The organism is Bacteroidales bacterium (assembly GCA_035647615.1).
Classification (GTDB): Bacteria; Bacteroidota; Bacteroidia; order Bacteroidales; family 4484-276; genus SABY01.
In genome coordinates this window covers 115,279-134,614 of record DASRND010000029.1, presented here as the reverse complement: position 1 = coordinate 134,614, position 19,336 = coordinate 115,279, and the positions used below count along the sequence as shown (strand labels likewise).

At 47.9% G+C, this 19,336-nt stretch carries 14 protein-coding genes; 12 read left to right on the top strand and 2 right to left on the bottom strand.

Translation table 11 applies throughout. From position 1 onward, the window contains the following. A partial coding sequence (locus VFC92_09525) for a hypothetical protein (GenBank protein HZK08428.1) occupies positions 1 to 2,391 on the bottom strand: 2,391 nt, incomplete at its 3' end. Between the two features lie 584 nt (positions 2,392 to 2,975). On the opposite strand from VFC92_09525, the gene VFC92_09520 reads away from it, so the two are divergent. The 12 genes from VFC92_09520 (at position 2,976) to VFC92_09465 (ending at position 16,637) form a co-directional block, all read left to right on the top strand. Then, positions 2,976 to 3,938: a prolyl oligopeptidase family serine peptidase gene (locus VFC92_09520; protein ID HZK08427.1), complete on the top strand. Its 963-nt coding sequence runs from the start codon at positions 2,976 to 2,978 to the stop codon at positions 3,936 to 3,938. A gap of 107 nt (positions 3,939 to 4,045) precedes the next feature. Then, entirely contained in the window at positions 4,046 to 4,444 is a 399-nt protein-coding gene (locus tag VFC92_09515) for an Rrf2 family transcriptional regulator (GenBank protein ID HZK08426.1), read from the top strand. Positions 4,445 to 4,595: 151 nt separating this feature from the next. Beyond that, positions 4,596 to 5,633 carry a polysaccharide deacetylase family protein gene (locus VFC92_09510; GenBank protein HZK08425.1) on the top strand — a complete coding sequence of 346 codons (1,038 nt, stop codon included), beginning with the start codon at positions 4,596 to 4,598 and terminating at the stop codon, positions 5,631 to 5,633. 395 nt (positions 5,634 to 6,028) lie between these two features. After that, positions 6,029 to 6,445: an Rrf2 family transcriptional regulator gene (locus VFC92_09505; protein HZK08424.1), complete on the top strand. Its 417-nt coding sequence runs from the start codon at positions 6,029 to 6,031 to the stop codon at positions 6,443 to 6,445. Between the two features lie 7 nt (positions 6,446 to 6,452). Beyond that, positions 6,453 to 7,355, top strand: a complete 903-nt coding sequence (locus VFC92_09500) for a 4Fe-4S binding protein (protein ID HZK08423.1) — start codon at positions 6,453 to 6,455, stop codon at positions 7,353 to 7,355. A 67-nt stretch (positions 7,356 to 7,422) separates the two neighbouring features. Then, positions 7,423 to 9,069 carry a hydroxylamine reductase gene (gene hcp, locus VFC92_09495; protein ID HZK08422.1) on the top strand — a complete coding sequence of 549 codons (1,647 nt, stop codon included), beginning with the start codon at positions 7,423 to 7,425 and terminating at the stop codon, positions 9,067 to 9,069. Between the two features lie 102 nt (positions 9,070 to 9,171). Then, positions 9,172 to 9,495 carry a cupin domain-containing protein gene (locus VFC92_09490; protein HZK08421.1) on the top strand — a complete coding sequence of 108 codons (324 nt, stop codon included), beginning with the start codon at positions 9,172 to 9,174 and terminating at the stop codon, positions 9,493 to 9,495. Between the two features lie 359 nt (positions 9,496 to 9,854). After that, positions 9,855 to 11,144: an alginate export family protein gene (locus VFC92_09485; protein HZK08420.1), complete on the top strand. Its 1,290-nt coding sequence runs from the start codon at positions 9,855 to 9,857 to the stop codon at positions 11,142 to 11,144. A 500-nt stretch (positions 11,145 to 11,644) separates the two neighbouring features. After that, positions 11,645 to 12,235, top strand: coding sequence for a cytochrome c nitrite reductase small subunit (nrfH, locus tag VFC92_09480; protein ID HZK08419.1), 591 nt, complete (start codon positions 11,645 to 11,647; stop codon positions 12,233 to 12,235). A 38-nt stretch (positions 12,236 to 12,273) separates the two neighbouring features. Next, positions 12,274 to 13,785, top strand: a complete 1,512-nt coding sequence (nrfA, locus tag VFC92_09475) for an ammonia-forming cytochrome c nitrite reductase (protein ID HZK08418.1) — start codon at positions 12,274 to 12,276, stop codon at positions 13,783 to 13,785. 211 nt (positions 13,786 to 13,996) lie between these two features. After that, positions 13,997 to 16,045, top strand: a complete 2,049-nt coding sequence (locus tag VFC92_09470; GenBank protein HZK08417.1) for a BatA domain-containing protein — start codon at positions 13,997 to 13,999, stop codon at positions 16,043 to 16,045. 49 nt (positions 16,046 to 16,094) lie between these two features. After that, positions 16,095 to 16,637 (top strand): hydrolase, encoded by a 543-nt coding sequence (locus VFC92_09465; GenBank protein ID HZK08416.1) that lies wholly within the window; start codon positions 16,095 to 16,097, stop codon positions 16,635 to 16,637. 189 nt (positions 16,638 to 16,826) lie between these two features. Here the strand turns inward: VFC92_09465 and priA are convergent, their stop codons facing one another. Next, a complete protein-coding gene (gene priA, locus VFC92_09460; GenBank protein HZK08415.1) occupies positions 16,827 to 19,322 on the bottom strand; it encodes a primosomal protein N' in 2,496 nt (831 codons plus the stop codon). Between the last annotated feature and the right edge of the window lie 14 nt (positions 19,323 to 19,336).

The following is a 19,336-nucleotide window of genomic DNA, read 5'->3' as shown; positions in this document are numbered from 1 at the left end:
GGTAAGATTGTACACCTTTATTTCGGCCGGAGTAGCCGAACTGCTGTTAAGATATAAAATGCTGCCATTGGCGTAAACCTGAACATCACGCTCAGCTTCCGGGGTATCTATCCCCACTGCTCCGAATACCAAAGTAAAGCGCTTGGCATCATCACCGGTGGTGGCGGAAAAAGTGTAATCCGGATTAGCAATCAGGTCATGGATCTTACCAGTTTGTAAATCCTTCAGTTTTACTGAAGTAAATGCTGCGGTATTAAAATTGGCTTTGATGCTGTATTCTCCATCCAGGCCGGCTTTAAACGAAAGTGGAATCAGCGGGTTATCGTCCACAGAGCTGAGGAAGCGGATGGAATAATCCTTTTCGGCAGATGGCAGATACAAGGAGGGTGCATTGGCAGACATGCTATACCATTTATCGGCGCCGCCCTGGTTGGCTTCGTGACCAAAATCGAGCAGTATTTCATCCTTGCCTGCGTTTTCAGGTGCCTGAACCGACAGGCGGAAGCCCTCTTCATTTCCTGATTTCATATACAACTGATTGCTGTGTACCCTTGCGCCATCATTAAAGACAAAGTTACCGACCTCGGATTGTGCAATTACAAAAAATCCCTGTAATGGTGGTATGTATCGTCCCACGCCATTGGTGCCGGCATCACCTGAAGCGTTATCGATATAAGCCCCATAATTTTTGACGGCATCATTCCATATATACATGGTGTAGCCATTATCTTCATATTTCAAATTGTTTTTATCAAGATCCGCTCTGTTTTTCCAGTCGATGGATGACGGATAGGGGTTACCAATAAGATTGGCACCGGCATGTTCACCATTGGTAGATTTACTGGGCATGCCAGGAGCGGTAATCGGTACAGTTATGGCACCTGAGTTAAAGGTATAACTTCCAAAAGTTTTATCTTTACTGATGTCCTGATAAGCGACCAAATACCCCTTACCGGGTACGAAGGAATTGATGTGGTTTCCAGACACTTTTCGGTTGAGCCACATTTCCGAAGGTTCATCCCAGGCGTAAAAGTCATAGCCGCTGCCATCGGGGTAAGTGCCAGAGGGCGTAAATTGATTATTATTATAAGGGTTAATTAATGACTGATTGGGGACCGGAGATGACAACAAGTGCCAGGCTTCGGCTACCCCGGATTTAATATGCCAATTCATAAATGCATAACTAATGTTCAGATCAGAAGCTGAACCAATAAATGAACCCGATCCGGTCGCATCGGCACGAATGGTAAAGGTTTCAGCAGTCAGTGTCTTTCCCTGGATGGTTAAATTCCCCTGGGGTTCTAAACCCACGTAGTGAGCGGTTGCAGCAATATCTAAGGTAGCATTGCCTTCAATAAAGGCATCGGAATTTTTGTCAGGAATGCCACCACTCCATTTAGATAGATCACTCCAGTTGCCCGTTCCGGTAAATACTGTGTAACTGCGAGGACGATTGGTCCAGGCTATGTTGTCAATGGTTACTTCACCCCCGTCTTGACCATTATCCTCATCATAAGCTACGCTAATTTCAATACTCAGCGGAAAACCACCAACTCCATTTGCCTGATCCACAATAAGTTCTCCGGTATTCTTTATTACGTCTTTTTCATCAGAGGATATAGTTTCAAAAATTTCACCATTGATGCGTATCTCAAGATAAACTGGATCCCAACCACTTTGTACGTAATCAAAGCTCAATGAATACATACCTTGATTAATATCCTCGCACTTAAGCCAACCACTTCCTTCATCAAGTGTGATGGCAGGACCATCCAATGCACCCATGCTAATGTAATAATATTCCCACTTATGATCGTTCTCTCCGATAAAACTACCAAAGTAATCATCAGCTACCAAATTATCAAAGGTCTCAATATTATCCGGGGTAAGAGTAACTGTCCAGTTAATATTGTCGAGAGCTACCTCATTACTACCCGAATTAGTCAAAAACTCGAGCTCAACACCCAAATCTCCTCCAATGCTTATGGATCCTGAATTCTGTATCACTCCCTGTTGGCTTGTTGTAATGGAAGTGAAATAAATACCACCAACAAAGACTAAAACTTGAACCGGGTCAGATCCAACCTGCATATAGTCAAAACTTAGGGTTTGTAAATTTCCTGACATTTCATAGCAGTATATGTAGGAGTTTGTCGCCCCACCTACCAGGGTGATGGCCTTGCCGTCTATTGGAACATCCCCTCGGCAATTTTTGTAATACCAGGGATTGCCATTGTTCCCAATATAACTATCATCGCCCGGCGTACTGCCCTGGGGAAGATTATCAAAATTTTCATAGGTCTGAGCCAATGCCAGCGCAGGCATGGTCATTATCGCCAGTAAAACAAAAGTTGCCGCGATTTTTGAAGAAAACTGTAAAAGGTTTTGCATAGGTCTTAATTTTTTAGGTTTAAAAACAACTTCTGACTTTCAGAAACAAAAAATACCAAAGCAGTCAATAAATTACCTATCCATTAATATGTTAGGTATGATTGCAATAAAGGCTGAACAAGTAAATAAATGCACAAGTTCAAAATGTTGCAGGCAAAAGAAGTGTTTAACAAATAATTAACAAATGGGGTGATCGGGGAAGGGGTGATACGTTGATCTTCTGAGTACCCTTTGTGGCTTTGTAGTTAAAAAAGAAAAAAGTAAACCGCGGAGACGCAGAGACGCGGAGGAAAAAGAAATGAAAATTTATTGATAATTCTCTGTGGTTTTGTGGCTCTGTGGTTTAAAAAATTTAGCGAAAATTCTTCTAATCGGCGGCAATTCGCGGACGGTTTCCGACAATTCGCGGATCACCCCCAAATGTGTATTTTTGGTTTTTAAAATTATTGATAATGAAAATAACGAAAACTATTTTTTGGGTAGGAATGATGGCTGTGATGCTGATGGCCTCATTATCCGTTAAAGCGCAATCCGACACTGATTTGCAAAAGCAGATCGAGAGCCTGAATACCCAGATTTCCGACATGGAGCACCGTTTTGATGTGCTCAACAAAAACATCGACGACCTGCTGTGGATGCAGCGGGTTGGCGACGTAGCTTTTGTAGATAAAGTTTACATCACCGGCCCGCCCCGATGGAAAGAGGCGAACCCCACGGCTCAGGGCGCAGGCAATCCCATAAAGTTTTGGTCGTACGTTTTTATCCCTCGCAATACCGATCCCAACAAGAAATATCCGCTGATTGTTTTCCCACACGGCGGCGTACACGGCGACTTTACCACCTATTACACGCACATCGTGCGCGAGCTGGTTGCGCAGGGCTACATCATCGTAGCTGCCGAATACCGCGGCAGCACCGGGTATGGTAAAGACTTTTATCAAAATATCGACTACGGCGGACTGGAAACGGAAGACGTAAAAGCAAGCCGCGACTACATGGTCGAAAACTACGATATTGTGGATAAGAATCGCGTGGGCATCATTGGTTGGAGCCATGGCGGATTGATTGCTTTGATGAACATTTTTGATCATCCTGCCGACTACCAGGCTGCTTTTGCCGGCGTGCCGGTGAGCGATGTTGTGGCCAGGATGGGTTACAAAGATCAGTCCTACCGCGACCTCTACGAAGCCGATCATCACATCGGGCAGTCGGCCAATGATAATGTGGCCGAGTACCGCCGCCGGTCGCCGGCCTGGAACGCGCACAAAATGAAAAACACCCCCCTGCTCATCCATACCAATACCAACGACGCTGATGTGAACGTGCTCGAAGTGGAGCATCTGATAAAATCGCTGAAAGCGGAAAACAAGAAGTTTGAATACGAGATTTACCAGAACATTGCCGGAGGGCATTCTTTCGATCGCATCGATACCAGTGAAGCCAACGAAATAAGAGTTAAAATCTACAAATTCCTGGCAAAGCACCTCTCCCCTCCTTCGCCCATCACCAATCTGAAACAGTTGCGCCAGGCCGCTTATCGCTTCTAAAAACAAAGAATTAGTTTAAATTAGTTATTCAATACCGAAAATCTCATTTTAAAGTTATCTTTGTTCGTCATCCAAAAAAAATGATTTTTTACAGTTAAGGTCATCTCATGTCGAAAATATTTGCTCTCTCCGAAGCCGGGTCTATTGCCATCCACAGCATGGTTCTAATCGCACAATCTGATGTAAAACTCAATGTGATAAAAATTTCCGAACGTACAGGCTCATCCAAACATCATATAGCCAAAGTGCTGCAGCGATTGGTAAAAGACGACTTTCTGACATCAAACCGGGGCCCTCGTGGCGGGTTTGAGCTCAAAAAAGACGCGGATCAGATTAGCCTGCTCGATGTCTACGAATCTATCGAGGGAGAAATCGAAATTACCGCCTGCCCGATGAACAATCCAATTTGCCCTTTCGACAAATGTATCATGGGCAACGTCATCGGTACCATGACACAACATTTCAAAGACTATCTCGCCGCCCTCAAACTAAATGATTTTGTTTAATAAATGTTCGTGCGTCAATGCTGGCGGCATGCACAGTAAAGACTTTATTGCATACAGCAAAACTTTTCAAAATTACCTCAGATAACAGATTACACAGCTCTCAGCAGCAAACACTTCTCAACAATTTCTTAACGCCAGCCGTTATAAGTCAATGCGAACTCTCATTTACATCTTATCATTCATTTTTTTGTCGACTACCGGTGCCCTGCAGGCGCAGTCGTTCGACATCCCGGTTTTTGCCTACCATCGTTTTGGCGACAGCCGCTATCCCAGCACCAATGTTTCGTTGAGCGTTTTTGAATCACAACTGAAATTCCTGGCCGACAACCATTACATCGTGCTCACTTTGGGCGAGGCTGTCACCAAATGGAAGGACGGGAAAGCGCTTCCCGATAAAGCCGCCATCCTCACTGTCGACGACAGCTATCTTAGTTTTTATGAAAACGGCTGGCCATTGCTAAAGAAATATGGCTTCCCGGCCACCATTTTTGTACAAACCGGCACCATTGGCGGCATCGACTTTATTAGTTGGCCACAAATTAAAGAGATGCAAAAGTCCGGCATCGAAATCGGCCACCACTCCCACGACCACACACAATTTCTCAACCTGGATGAAAAAAACCGGATAACTGCTTTTCGCAATGATTTGGCTGAAGCCAGCAACGAATTTCAGGAACACCTCGGCGCCAAACCCAATGTGTATTGTTACCCTTACGGGGAATGGACCACCGACATGGAGCAGGTGCTGCGCGAGGCAGGCTTTGAAGCTGCCACGGTGCAAAAGTCGGGCGTGTTTTCGCAAGGCTCCAACACGATGGCCATCCCGCGTTTCCCGATGGGCGGGCCGTTTGCAACATTGCAGGGATTTAAAAATAAAGTGGTGATGAAAGCCCTGGAAGTAAAAGAAACATCACCGGCATCGCCATTCTTTACTGACAATCCACCCACGCTGCGGCTCACCATAAAGCCAGATGAAATAAACCTGAAAAATGCACAGTTTTTTGTGGATGGTACCAAAGTGGAAATCCAAAAGATAACAACTAATGGCGAGCAGCAAATCGTTGTGCTGCAGGCCGACAAAAAACTCACCCAACGTCGCACACTTTATACCCTTACCGCCCCTTCCACAGATGGAAGCTCCTGGCATTGGTACAGCCATTTGTGGGTAAACCCGAAAGTAGCGGAGTAGGAAAATTGTTCCCTTCGACTACGCTCAGGGCAGGTGTTGTTTGTTGTTTGTTGTTTGTTCAAGCACGGCGCGCTGCACCTTTGAGCTTTAAAACCTGACAGCTTCCGGGTTTGGACGAGGCTGTGCCTCATTCGTTCTATTTTTACAGGCTGTGCCTGTATTAAGGATTCGGAAAAGCAGGCTAAGCCTGCAGAAATAGATTCAGCTTAGGCCAAGCCTAAGCCGAACGCAAACTGGTGGTTGATTGATCCGCTGGGTTTTAAGTTTCGACCATCGCCAAAAATTCCATTCTTAACACCTGACAACTTCCTACTTCCTCCGCCAACTTTTTCTTACACATTTCTCACCTCCGGAAAAACCTTTAAATTTGCGCATTCAAATACCTAATTGCAATAATGTCAAGATTGTTTAACATATCCGAAGCGTCTAATATAGCTGTTCATAGCCTGGCCATGATGGCCAATAGCAAGGAGCACGTGAGCGCCACGCAGCTTTCGGAGGCATTGCATCTGTCGAAAAACCACATTGCCAAGGTGCTGCAGATACTGGCGCGCCATCGGCTTATTACTTCAACGCGGGGTCCTAAAGGTGGCTTTGTGCTAAACCGTCCTGCATCGGAGATTTCGATCTACGACATTTTTGTAATCATCGACGGTAAGCCTGAAATTGATCGTTGCAGAATCCCGGATGGGTTATGTCCGTTTGATAAATGTGTATTTGGAGATGTGCAACATAAACTTTTCGACGAATACAAACATTATTACATGCACCGAACCATTGAAGAGATAGCATTAAAAAAAGAAAACAACTGAGGAAACAATGAAAAGAAACATCATAAAAATTGATGAAGAACTCTGCACCGGCTGCGGATTATGCATCCCCAACTGCCACGAAGGCGCCCTGCAGATCATCGACGGAAAAGCACGGCTGGTGAGCGACCTATTTTGTGATGGGTTGGGTGCCTGCCTCGGCCATTGCCCCGAAGGCGCCATCACCATCGAAGAACGCGAAGCCGAACCCTACAACGAAACACTCGTGATGGAGCAGATGGTAAAAAAAGGTAAGAACACCGTGCTGGCGCATCTGCATCATCTCAAATCGCATGACGCCAACGACTTTATGGCGGAAGCCATTGCATACATCAAGAAAAACAACATCGATCTGGATGTAACCCGCGACGACGATGAGGTGAGGACGCGCCAGGTGGTTGCCGCCGAAATGGCCGCCGTTTCATCCGGTGGTTGTGGTAGCGGATGCCCCGGAACAGAGCCCATATCGTTTAACATCGACATGGACAAGGTTAACAGCGCTGCCGGTAGCAACGGCCATGGTGATGCTCCTTCGCAGCTCACACACTGGCCGGTGCAACTGCATCTAATCAATCCGATGGCACCTTATTTTAAAAATGCTGACGTGGTGCTCGCCGCCGACTGTGTTGCCTTTGCGATGGGCAACTTCCACGATTATTTCCTGAAAGGAAAAATACTTGCCATTGCTTGCCCCAAACTCGACAGCAGCCAGGAATCGTATTTACAAAAACTCGTGGCCATGATCGATGAGGCGCGCATCAACAGCATCATTGTGGTGCGCATGGAAGTGCCTTGCTGTGGCGGACTTACCAGGCTGGCACAGATGGCTAAAGCAACCGCTTCGCGCAAGGTTCCCATAAAACAAGCCGTTGTCGACAGCCAGGGTAAAGTGCTGAGCGAAGAATGGATTTAATCCATTATTAAAATATTATATTTGTAATTATTCTATTAATAAATTTAAAAAAAGTAAAGCGATGAGTATGTTTTGTTATCAATGTCAGGAAACTGCCAAAAACACCGGATGCACTGTTGTGGGCGTTTGCGGCAAAACAAGTACCGTGGCCAACATGCAGGATTTGCTGATGTTTGTCATGAAAGGAATTTCGGTGTACAGCACGGCTGCCCGCCAAAAAGGACACGAAGATGCTGAAGTCAACAAATTTATATTTGATGGCTTGTTTGCTACCATCACCAACGCCAACTTCGACTACGATGTTTTTGTGGCGCGTGTCCGCCAAGGCCTTGCGCTGCGTCAGCAAATCAAAGAAGCCGCTAAAAAACTAGGCGCCGAATTGCCCTCCCCACTGCCCGAAGCTGCCACCTGGCATGCCGACAGCGAAGAAGCTTTCGTGGAAAAGAGTACGGATATAGGTGTGCTGAGTACTAAGAACGAAGACGTCCGCTCACTGCGCGAACTTATCACCTACGGTTTAAAAGGTTTGGCTGCCTACACCGAACACGCCTACAACCTCGACGAGGAAAATCCCGAGCTCTACGCCTTCATGCAACGCGCATTGTTGGCAACCACCAACGACAGCCTTTCGGTAGACGACCTGGTGGCGCTGACGCTCGAAACCGGTAAATACGGCGTGGAAGCCATGGCGCTGCTCGACAAAGCCAACACCGGCCACTACGGCAACCCGGAGATTACCAAAGTGAACATTGGCGTGCGCAACAACCCTGGGATACTTATCTCGGGCCACGACCTGCGCGACATGGAAGACCTGCTAAAGCAAACCGAAGGCACCGGCGTGGACGTTTACACACACAGCGAGATGCTGCCCGCCAACTATTATCCGGCATTCAAAAAATACAAACATTTTGTAGGCAACTACGGAAATGCCTGGTGGAAACAAAACGAGGAGTTTGAGAAATTTAACGGCCCTGTTCTTTTCACCACCAACTGCATAGTACCACCACGCAAAAGCAACACCTACTCCGACCGTATTTATACAACCGGATCCTCGGGCTATCCCGGATTTACACATATCGGCGAACGTCCGGCTGGCGGAATGAAAGATTTCTCAGCCATCGTCGAGCACGCCAAGCGCTGCGCTCCTCCCATCGAGATAGAAAAAGGTGAGATCGTTGGCGGCTTTGCCCATAACCAGGTGATAGAGCTTGCCGACAAAGTGGTGGCTGCCGTAAAATCAGGAGCCATCCGTAAATTCTTTGTCATGGCTGGTTGCGATGGCCGCATGAAGAGCCGCGAATATTACACTGAATTTGCAGAGAAACTTCCCAAAGACACCGTAATCCTTACGGCTGGTTGCGCCAAATTTCGCTACAACAAACTGCAGTTGGGCGACATCGGCGGTATCCCACGCGTACTCGACGCCGGACAATGCAACGACTCTTATTCGCTGGTCGTAATTGCGCTGAAGCTCAAAGAAGTTTTTGAACTCAACGACATCAACGAATTGCCCATCGCCTACAACATCGCCTGGTATGAGCAAAAAGCTGTTATCGTATTGCTGGCACTGCTTTCTCTGGGTGTAAAAAATATCCATCTCGGACCCACACTGCCTGCTTTCCTTTCGCCTAACGTGGTCAACGTGCTGGTCGAAAACTTCGACATCAGCGGCATCACCACAGTGGAAGAGGATATGAAAATCTTCTTAAGCTAATAAACATGCTCACATCCTCCGCTGTCTGTTGCCTTTGGCAACGGGTGGCGGAGGATTTTTTTTAGATCAAAAATCCATATTATTAAAAGTAAAACCAAGAGCATGAACAACCAAAATAATTTCAATGAAGCTTTCGATCTGGCGGCCTCCGTTCAATATGCCGAAGGATCGGTGGTGAGCCGTACCATCGCCAAAAAAGACACCGGCTCCATCACGCTTTTTACTTTTGATAAAGGGCAGGGACTCAGCGAACATTCAGCTCCTTTTGATGCTATGGTGAATGTAATCGATGGCGAAGCAGAAGTAATCATTGGCGGCAAATCCCATTTTTTGAAAAGTGGACAAAGCATTGTGATGCCTGCCAACATTCCGCATGCTCTCAAAGCCACCGAAAAATTCAAGATGCTGTTGGTGATGATAAAATAACCGCATCCCGTGTCTCATTAAAATCATCAAATGCCGACCTGGAACCAACTGAGAAAAAAGCCGGAGGCCGCTCATCCAAAAACTAACGGCTGTTCCATCCATCCATATTCCCATCCATAAAGCCACCTAAGCTCATCTTATGTCAGCCGGTTGACTATCGATAGGAAGCCGCAATCTGCGACTTCCCAATGTGCGATGAAGAAGGACGTGGAAACGTCAACGATCTAATAATAAACGGAAATTCGTGGAGAGTAGGTTTAGATGATGAAATTGTAATTATTACAAAACTTTGTGTTTTATCGGTTCTGATAATATCTATTTTTGTTTCGACAATTCATTACTTAAATACACTCATTTTTATGAAAAAATTTTTCTACTTGTTTGTTCTTCCGGCCTTTGGCCTTTTGATGGCTACTCAAGGATTTGCTCAGGATGTTAAGATATCGGGCGAGCTGCGGCCGCGTTATGAGATGCGCCAGGGCTTTGGCACGCTGATGCCTGATAATATGGATGCGGCCAACTTCGTGTCGCAGCGATTGCGTCTCAACGCCTATTATGCCAACAGCAATTACCGTTTTTATCTTAGCCTGCAAGATGTTCGTGTTTGGGGCGACGTGCCGCAACTCAACAAATACGATATCTACGGGCCATCGGTTCACGAAGCCTGGGCGGAGCTTCTGCTCAGCGAAGCCTGGGCAGTGAAGGCCGGGCGGCAGGAAATTATTTACGACGACAGCCGCATTTTTGGCAATGTAGGCTGGGCGCAGCAGGCACGCAGCCACGATGCCGTTGTCATCAAATTTACGCCCAACACCAATCATCGCGTCGATGTGGGTCTAGCTTACAATGCTGCTTTGGAATCTGATTTTAAAGCGGATTATACCATCAGCAACTACAAGACGATGCAGTATGCCTGGTATCATAGCAATTTTGGGAAATTTGGACTGAGCTTTCTGGCGCTCAACAGCGGCTATGCCTATCATGCTTTCGCAGATTCTGTAATAGTCGAAAAGATAGCTTACAGCCTGACGTTGGGACCGCGTGTCAGTTACAAGAACGATGCGCTCTCCGCCAACGCTGCTTTCTATTATCAAACCGGAAAAAATGCAAAATATCGCCCGCTTAATGCAATGTATGCTGCGGCTGATGTGAGCTATCAGATTTTGCAGGAGCTGAATATTGGCCTGGGTGTGGAATATCTTTCAGGAACGGACACGAAAGACGGAATTATTGGTGACGATCATTCGTTCACACCACTCTACGGCACCAATCATAAGTTTAATGGTTGGATGGATTATTTTTATGTTGGCAATCACATGGGCAGCGTAGGTCTGGTTGACATTTACGTTCCAATAAATTTCAAGAAAGACAAGTGGTCGCTTACGCTGATGCCACACGTATTTAATAGCGCCGCCACTTTATCCACATTCGTTTACTTAAAACGGGAGGATCAAAGCAGCTATCTGGGAACAGAAATCGACTTTTCGGCAGCGTATGCTTTTTCGCCGGAGGTAACCATCGAAGCGGGCTATTCCCATCTTTTTGCTTCCGAAAGCATGCAGATACTCAAAAATGGCAATTACAAAAACATGCAAAACTGGGCATGGCTGATGCTGACAGTAAAACCGGTTTTCTTTAGCAGAAATTAAAATTGTCGGGTTACAAAGTTGATAAAGTAGCATCAAATCAGAAACGGCAATTGATAAATAAATCTCAGAGTTATTACGAGGCTAGCCTCGCCCTTCCTATTTTTACAGACTTTGACTGTTCCTGTGATTATGAAAAACAGGCAGAGCCAAAGCTGAATGTAAAAGGGTTTGCCAACTTCGATACTAAATCCCAAAATATCATATCAAAAATCACAAATAAAATTCAAAAACTAAATCTCGAACTGCAGAAGTGTTTTTTATTTTTGATCTTTGGTCATTGTTATTTATTTGGAAATTGGTTTTTTAAATTTTAAGATTTATCAATCTAATTACCTCAGGACGTGTCTTTGCAGTGCATCGCACCGAAATATTTGATTGATTTTTCAACTAATCCTAATTAAGACTGATAATAAATTAGCATCCAGCACAGACATATCGTAAATCTTAACAAGTTATTTTTTATTTTTGTCCGTAATTGTCGTTCATCAAAATATACAGCTATGGCCAATATGTTTCACTTTCTTATCCCGCCGCCTACCTGGCGATTACCAGCTGCCATTGTTATGGGGGCCTTCGTGGGATTGGGACTATACACACTCCGAATTTCCAATGCAGTGTCGTACCTCTCTGACAGACCCGAAACCTGCATCAACTGCCATGTGATGAATCCTCAGTACGCCAGCTGGTTTCATTCGGCACACCGCGAATATGCCACCTGCAACGATTGCCATGTGCCGCAAACCAATCCGGTAGCCTCATACACCTTCAAAGCTATGGACGGTGCGCGTCACGCCACCATTTTTACATTGCGCAATGAGCCGCAGGTGATACAAATAAAAGACGGCGGCGCTGCCGTGGTTCAGGAAAACTGCAAACGTTGCCATCTGCACATGAACGAAGATGTGCACACCGTAAAGGTTTCGCTCAAAATGGCGCAACAAGATCAGGGGCAGCTCTGCTGGGATTGTCATCGCGAGGTGCCGCATGGCCGCGTGAGCAGCCTGAGCACTTCCACCTACGCACGTGTGCCCCGGCTGGGAAGCGCCGTGCCCCCCTGGTTGAAAAAACTTATGCAAAAAGATAAAGAGTAACATACATTTGAAACATCAAACAACAAAAACTTAAAGATATGGAAACAACAAAAAAACGCAGTCCCTGGATCAACTGGACAATCTTTTTCATCACTGTAGTGGTGGTATTTGTGCTGGGCATGTTAGCTTCTACCATCTCCGAGCGTCGCGTGGAAACTGAATATATCTACGAACCACGTGTACAGCTTACCCAATGGGAGCCTCGCAACGAGGTGTGGGGCAAAAACTTCCCGGCCGAGTACACCTCCTATATGCAAACCCGCGACACAAGCTTTCGCAGCAAATACAACGGCAATGCCATGATCGACATGCTTGGCGTCGATCCGCGCATGGTTGTGCTCTGGGCCGGCTATAGCTTCGCGAAAGATTACACACAGGCTCGCGGCCATTACTACGCCATCACCGATATGCGCAATACTTTGCGTGTGGGCGCCCCCGGAATCGACGATCCGGAACTTATGCCGGCTACCTGCTGGACCTGCAAAGGCCCTGATGTGCCCCGCCTGATGAATGAAGTGGGTATCACCGAATTTTACTCCGGCAGTTGGTCGCGCTGGGGGGCAGAAATTGTGAACTCTATCGGCTGTGCCGACTGCCACGACAGTAAGACGATGGATTTGCGGATTTCGCGTCCGGCACTCATCGAAGCTTTCGAGCGTCAGGGCAAAGACATTACCCAGGCAACCCATCAGGAGATGCGTTCGCTGGTGTGCGCCCAGTGCCATGTCGAATATTATTTTAATAATACTCTGCCCGGTAAAGAAGGTGTGCAATATCTCACTTTCCCATGGGACAAAGGAATGCAGGTGGAGGATATGATTGCCTATTATGATGAGATTAACTTTAGCGACTGGACGCACAAAATAAGCAAGACACCCATGCTCAAAGCACAGCACCCCGGCTACGAAACCTGGATTACCGGCACGCATGCCAAACGCGGCGTTACCTGCGCCGACTGCCACATGCCTTACATGTCAAAAGGCGGTCAGAAATATACCGATCACCACGTGCAAAGCCCGCTCAACAACATCGCCAACTCGTGTCAGGTATGCCACCGGGAGAGTGCCGAAAAGCTCACAGAGTTTGTGTATGATAAAATGGATAAAGTAATATCGCAACGCAACGAGCTGGAGAAGATGCTGGTACGCGCCCATGTAGAAGCAGGCCACGCCTGGGAATTTGGCGCCACACAACAACAGATGGAGCCTATCCAGAAATTTATCCGCCACGCCCAGTTTCGGTGGGATATCGCTGCTGCCTCCCATGGAGCAGCCTTCCACAACTCAATCGAGATATTGCGCATCATCAGTGCCGGCATGCAGGAAGCACAGCAGGCGCGCATAGAACTTGCCGCACTCCTCACCACCATTGGCGCTCCTTATCCAGTACCTTATCCCGACATCGAAACCAAAGCAAAAGCACAGCAATTTGTGGGATTACCTATGGAGAAACTACATGCTGATAAGCAAAAGTTCCTGGAGCAAATGGTGCCGCAGTGGAATGAGGCTGCCAGTAAACGCGAAGAAGCCCTGGAGGTAGTTTATTACTAAAGACTTAAAATTTTAACACTAAAAAGCCTGAGGAAGCGACAGTTTCTTCAGGCTTTTTGCTGTTTGTTTTCAGCTCTGCCGGTTGATTGCAAATGGCACTTGGAACGTGCAGCTTTTTCAGAGTGTCATCGGCAGCGCAGATGGCCTCAGAGATAATAATTACTTTTGCCTCCGTTATCTTGTATCACATTACTCACTCAGCCACGATCGTATGGAATTTGTTAACCCGCTGTATCTTATTGGACTTGTTGCCATTGCTATTCCTATCATTGTTCATCTTTTCAATTTCCGACGGTTTCGCAAGGTTTATTTTACCAATGTCAAATTTATTGAAGAGCTGCGGCAGCAAACGCAGAAGCAGTCGCAGTTGCGGCATCTGCTCATCCTGGCCATGCGTATCCTGGCCATTGCGGCGCTGGTGCTTGCTTTTGCACAGCCTTATCTGCCCTCCGGCCAAAACCATACGCGTCAGCAGGCAGGAAATCTGGTAAGTATTTATGTTGATAATTCCTACAGCATGCAGGCTGCATCGCCCGATGGCAGCTTGCTGGTAGAGGCTGCCGGTAAAGCCGCCGAGATAGCGCAGGCCTACAAAAGCTCCGATCGTTTTCAGTTGCTCACCAACGACTTTGAGGCGCAACATCAACGCATTGTAAGCCGCGACGAGTTCACAGAGCTGCTGGATGCTGTTGAGATTTCGCCTGCCACACGACCAGTTTCTGAGGTGGTGGTGCGGCAGCGCGAGCTTTTTGCCAAAGACCGAGAGCTGGCACCCAGAGCCTATCTTATCTCCGACTTCCAGCCCGCCTTTGCCGATTTCGGCAATATCGTAGAAGATACTGCAGTGCAAAATTTTTTGGTGCCCGTAGCTGCTGATCAGGTGGCCAACCTCTACATCGACAGCATCTGGTTTGACGCTCCGGTGTTTCGTGCCGGGCAACAGGCAACGCTTTCGGCAAGTATCAAAAATGCCTCTGATCAAAATTTGGAAAAAATCCCTGCAAAGCTTTTAATCAAAGGAAAGCAGCGCGCCGTTGCCAGCTTCGACATACAAGCCAACCAGGAAACGGTGATCCATCTTCCTTTTACCAATCTCGAAACAGGCGTTCAATATGGCGAGCTGAGCATTATCGATTCGCCCATCACCTTCGACGACATATTTTATTTTACCCTTGACATCCGCAACGAGATACCTGTTTTGGTGATTAATGATCCCGATGAGAACGTGTTTTTGAATGCACTTTTTGCCGGCGATTCCACCTTTTTGCTTACAAATGCCAAAGCAAATTATCTGGATTATGCTGCTTTTAATAATCAAAACCTGATCGTTCTTAACAGCATCAAGCATATTTCCACCGGACTTACACGCGAGCTTTGGAGGTATGTGGAAGGTGGCGGCAGCCTGTTGATTTTTCCGGCTCCGCAAGCCGATATCAGCAGCTACAACGAGCTGCTCATGACTTTGCAAACTGTTACGCTGGCGCCCTCCGACACCATGCGGACAAGCATCAGCAGCATCAATCTTCAAAGCAGCATCTACGAAGATGTCTTTGAGTCGCTACCCGAAAATCTTGACTTACCGGTTGTATTCAGCCATTACCCGCTTGGACGCCATACCACCACTATGCTGGAGTCATTGCTCGAGCTTCAGAATGGCAACATTTTCTTAGGACGGGAGCCTGCAGGGCAGGGAATGGTTTATCTGGCTACCACACCACTCGAAGCTGCCTGGAGCAATTTCCCAAAGCACGCATTATTTGTACCCACCATTTACAACATCGCTTTGCAAAGCCAGCCGCCTGCCAGACTTTATTATGTGGCTGGCAAAAGTGCGGCCATCCCGCTCAAAACTGATGCTACGGAAGTGGATCAGGTGGTGCACATCACCAGCCAGGACGGCAACTTTGGCATCATTCCGCAAATACGCCGCAGCGGTTCGCAACTGCTGGTGTATGTAGAAGGAGCCATTAATAAAGCCGGCAACTACGACATCATTACCAACGAAAAGAAGGTTGCGGCGGCGGCATTTAACTACGATCGCACCGAATCGGATGTGCGCACGATGAGTCCTGCGGCAATCGAAGAAGCGCTGGCCGACGCCGGCCTGCAACAGTTTCAGGTACTCGCAGGGCCGCAGCAGCGGACGCTTACGGCTTCGGTGGCGCAACTCAACAGCGGTGTGCGGCTCTGGAAGCTTTTTGTTGGGCTGGCACTTGCCTTTTTACTCGCAGAAATCCTGCTGCTACGCCTCTGGAAATAACCTATTACCATCTTTGTTGTTAATATTAAAAACTAAATACCTTAACATTATGAGAATATTAGCAGACGAAACAGTAGGATTGATCATCGACATGCAGGAACGACTTTATCCGCACATTGCTGATCACGATGAGCTTACACGCCGCACAGGCATCCTGATAGAAGGGCTGAAAGCCATTGATATTAAAATCTTGGTAACCGAGCAATACACCAAAGGGCTGGGCTTTACCATAGCCCCGCTCAGGGAAATGCTGCAGGAAATAGAGTTTGTAGAAAAGCAGGCTTTTAGCTGCTGTGACGAGCCGGCTTTTTTCGAACAGCTTTCGCAGGTGAACCCACGCTATGTAATCGTGGCCGGCATCGAAGCACATGTTTGCGTATTGCAAACCTGCATCGACCTGATCGGTAATGGTTATCATCCAGTGGTGGTTGAGGATTGCGTGGCCTCGCGCAACCCCAACGACAAAAAGATAGCCATCCGCCGCATGCAGCAGGAAGGCGCCCTGATTACCACCAGCGAATCGATACTCTTTGAATTGCTTCGCCATTCAGGCACCGAGGAATTTAAGAAAATTTCCAAGCTGGTAAAATAAAACGCCAGGCCGATTATTAGAGCATCGAATAATAAAGCAAAGGAATATCTATTCCAATCCCCTTTTTTTTTAATTTCAAAACTTCAGCCCGAGGTAATAATCATATCGCGATTTGTAGATTTCTCCCTTCAAACTCCTACAAAAACATATCATTGGTAAAGAAGAGAGGAGTCTTATGAAAGTTTTCCTCTACACCGGATCCACATTCACCACCACGCGGGCGGATTTGTGGGTGCTTGTAGTTTTGAAATGGTCGATGACTTCGGCAATCACAAGTTTCATCTGGTGGGTGTGGTCGTTCTTTTCGAGCTTCACGAGGATATTTTTCAGGAAATAGTTTTTGATGCGCGGCACCACCGGAAACTCCGGCCCAAGGATAAGCTGTCCGAGCCGCTGTCGAAGCAGAGCGGCCATCTCGGTGGCGGCTTCATTTACCACCGCTGCATCTTTGTGCTGCAACTGTAGCTCTATCAGCCGGTAGAAAGGCGGATATTTAAACTGCTGCCGCTCCTGCAACTGACTTCTGAACATCAGATCGTAGCTGTTGTCGATCACATAACGGATCACCGCATGATGGGGACTGTAGGTCTGGATGATCACCCTGCCGCGTTTGTTTTTGCGCCCAGCCCTTCCACTCACCTGCGCCATAAGCTGAAAGCCGCGCTCGAAGGAGCGAAAGTCGGGATAGCTCAGCAGGTTGTCGGCGTTGAGGATGCCCACCACGCTCACGTGGTCGAAGTCGAGGCCTTTGGTCACCATTTGCGTCCCTATCAATATATCGATGCGCTGCTCCTCAAAGTCGCTGATGATTTTCTGATACGCATTTTTGGTGCGCGTGGTGTCGAGGTCCATGCGCGCAATGCGTGTTTTCGGGAAGATGATGGCCAGCTCGTCTTCTACCTTTTCGGTGCCAAAGCCTTTCATCATCAGCCCCGTGTGGCCGCACTCGGGGCAGCGGTCGGGCACGCGCTCGCTGTAGCCGCAGTAGTGGCAGCGCAGTTGGTTGTTGTATTTATGATATATCAGCGTAACGTCGCAGTGCTTGCACGAGGGCATCCAGTGGCAGGTGTCGCACTCGAGCCGCAGCGAGAAGCCGCGCCGGTTTTGAAACAGGATCACCTGCTCCTTTTGCGCCAGCGCCTCCTCTATGTTTTTTAATAAAAAAGAGCTGAAGTGCGACTTCATGGTCTTGCGGTGCGTTTCGTTGCGCAGGTCAGCCACCAGTATTTCCGGCATCTCTATTCCGCCATAGCGGCTTTTGAGTTCGGTGAGGTTATATTTATTAAAGGTCGCATTGTAATAACTCTCGATGGAGGGCGTGGCCGAGCCGAGCACCGTGGCTGCGCCGTGCATGCTGGCCATCATAATGGCGGTGTCGCGCGCCAGGTAGCGGGGGGCGGGAGCATATTGCTTGTAGGAGCTGTCGTGCTCCTCGTCCACTATCACCAGCCCCAGATTGCTGAAAGGCAGGAACAGCGCCGAGCGTGCGCCCAGAATGATCTGGTATTTCCCGGGTTCGGGGCCTCCGTTTGCCGGATGTTGCAACACGCGGTTCCAGATTTCTACCCGTTCAAACTCACTATATTTGGAATGATACACGCCCACGCTGTCGCCAAAATAGCGGCGCAGGCGGTTGATGATCTGCGTGGTGAGGGCGATCTCGGGCAACAGAAAAAGCACCTGTTTCCCCTGCTTTATCACCTGATGGATGAGCTTGATATAAACTTCCGTTTTTCCACTGGAGGTGACGCCATGCAGCAGCGTCACCTTTTTTTGGTTCAGGCTTTCGCCAATATTTTCAAAAGCCGCCTGTTGCTCCGGGGTAAGCAGCAGATCGTCGGGCGAGGTGACTGCATCGAAGGCTTGCAGGCGGCTGGTAACTTCATCAAAGATTTCAAACACGCCTTTTTTCTCAAGCGCCGTCACCGTTTGGGCTGTGGCGGCATTGGCAGTTAGCTCAGCGCGAGGCAGCGCTTTGCCCGTGTATGCTTCCGCGCCGGCCAGGTGCAGAAAAGTCATCAGCACCTCGAGCTGGCGGAAGGCTTTTTTTTCGAGTTCCGAAAAGAGCTGATGCAGCGCCATCTCATCGCGGTATTCCGCCGAAAGGCGCACATAAGTCTCCACCTTGGCACGGTAGCGGTCGCGCAACTCCTCCTCTACCAGCACCACCTTTTTCTCTATCAAAGTTTTGATGAGCGGAATCACCTTTTTGTACTCTACGATCCGCGACACCTCCGAGATGGTGAGGGTTTTCTGTATGTCGATGGCTTCGGCTACCAGAAATTCTTTTTCGTTGAGATGATCGGTTTTTCCATCGAAGTCGGGATGCTGCACGATGCGCGTCTCGCTGGCCAGCTTCAGCGCCGAGGGCAGTGCGGCATTCATCACCTCGCCCACCGTGCACATATAATATCCGGCTATCCATTCCCACAGATCGAACTGCACCGGCTTTACGACAGGTTGCTGATCCAACACCGAAAGAATGTATTTCGGGACGTATCGCTCCGGCACCTTCTGGTGCACCGAGCGGATGAGGCCGGTGTAGATTTTCTGCCGGCCAAACTGCACCACAACACGCCGCCCAGGCTCTGCCTCACTGTTCATTTCGTAAGGCACCCGGTACGTAAAAGTGCCGGCCACAGGCAGCGGCAATAGTACTTCGGCAAATAGCGTGATGCGTTCCATGCTGATTCTTTTTT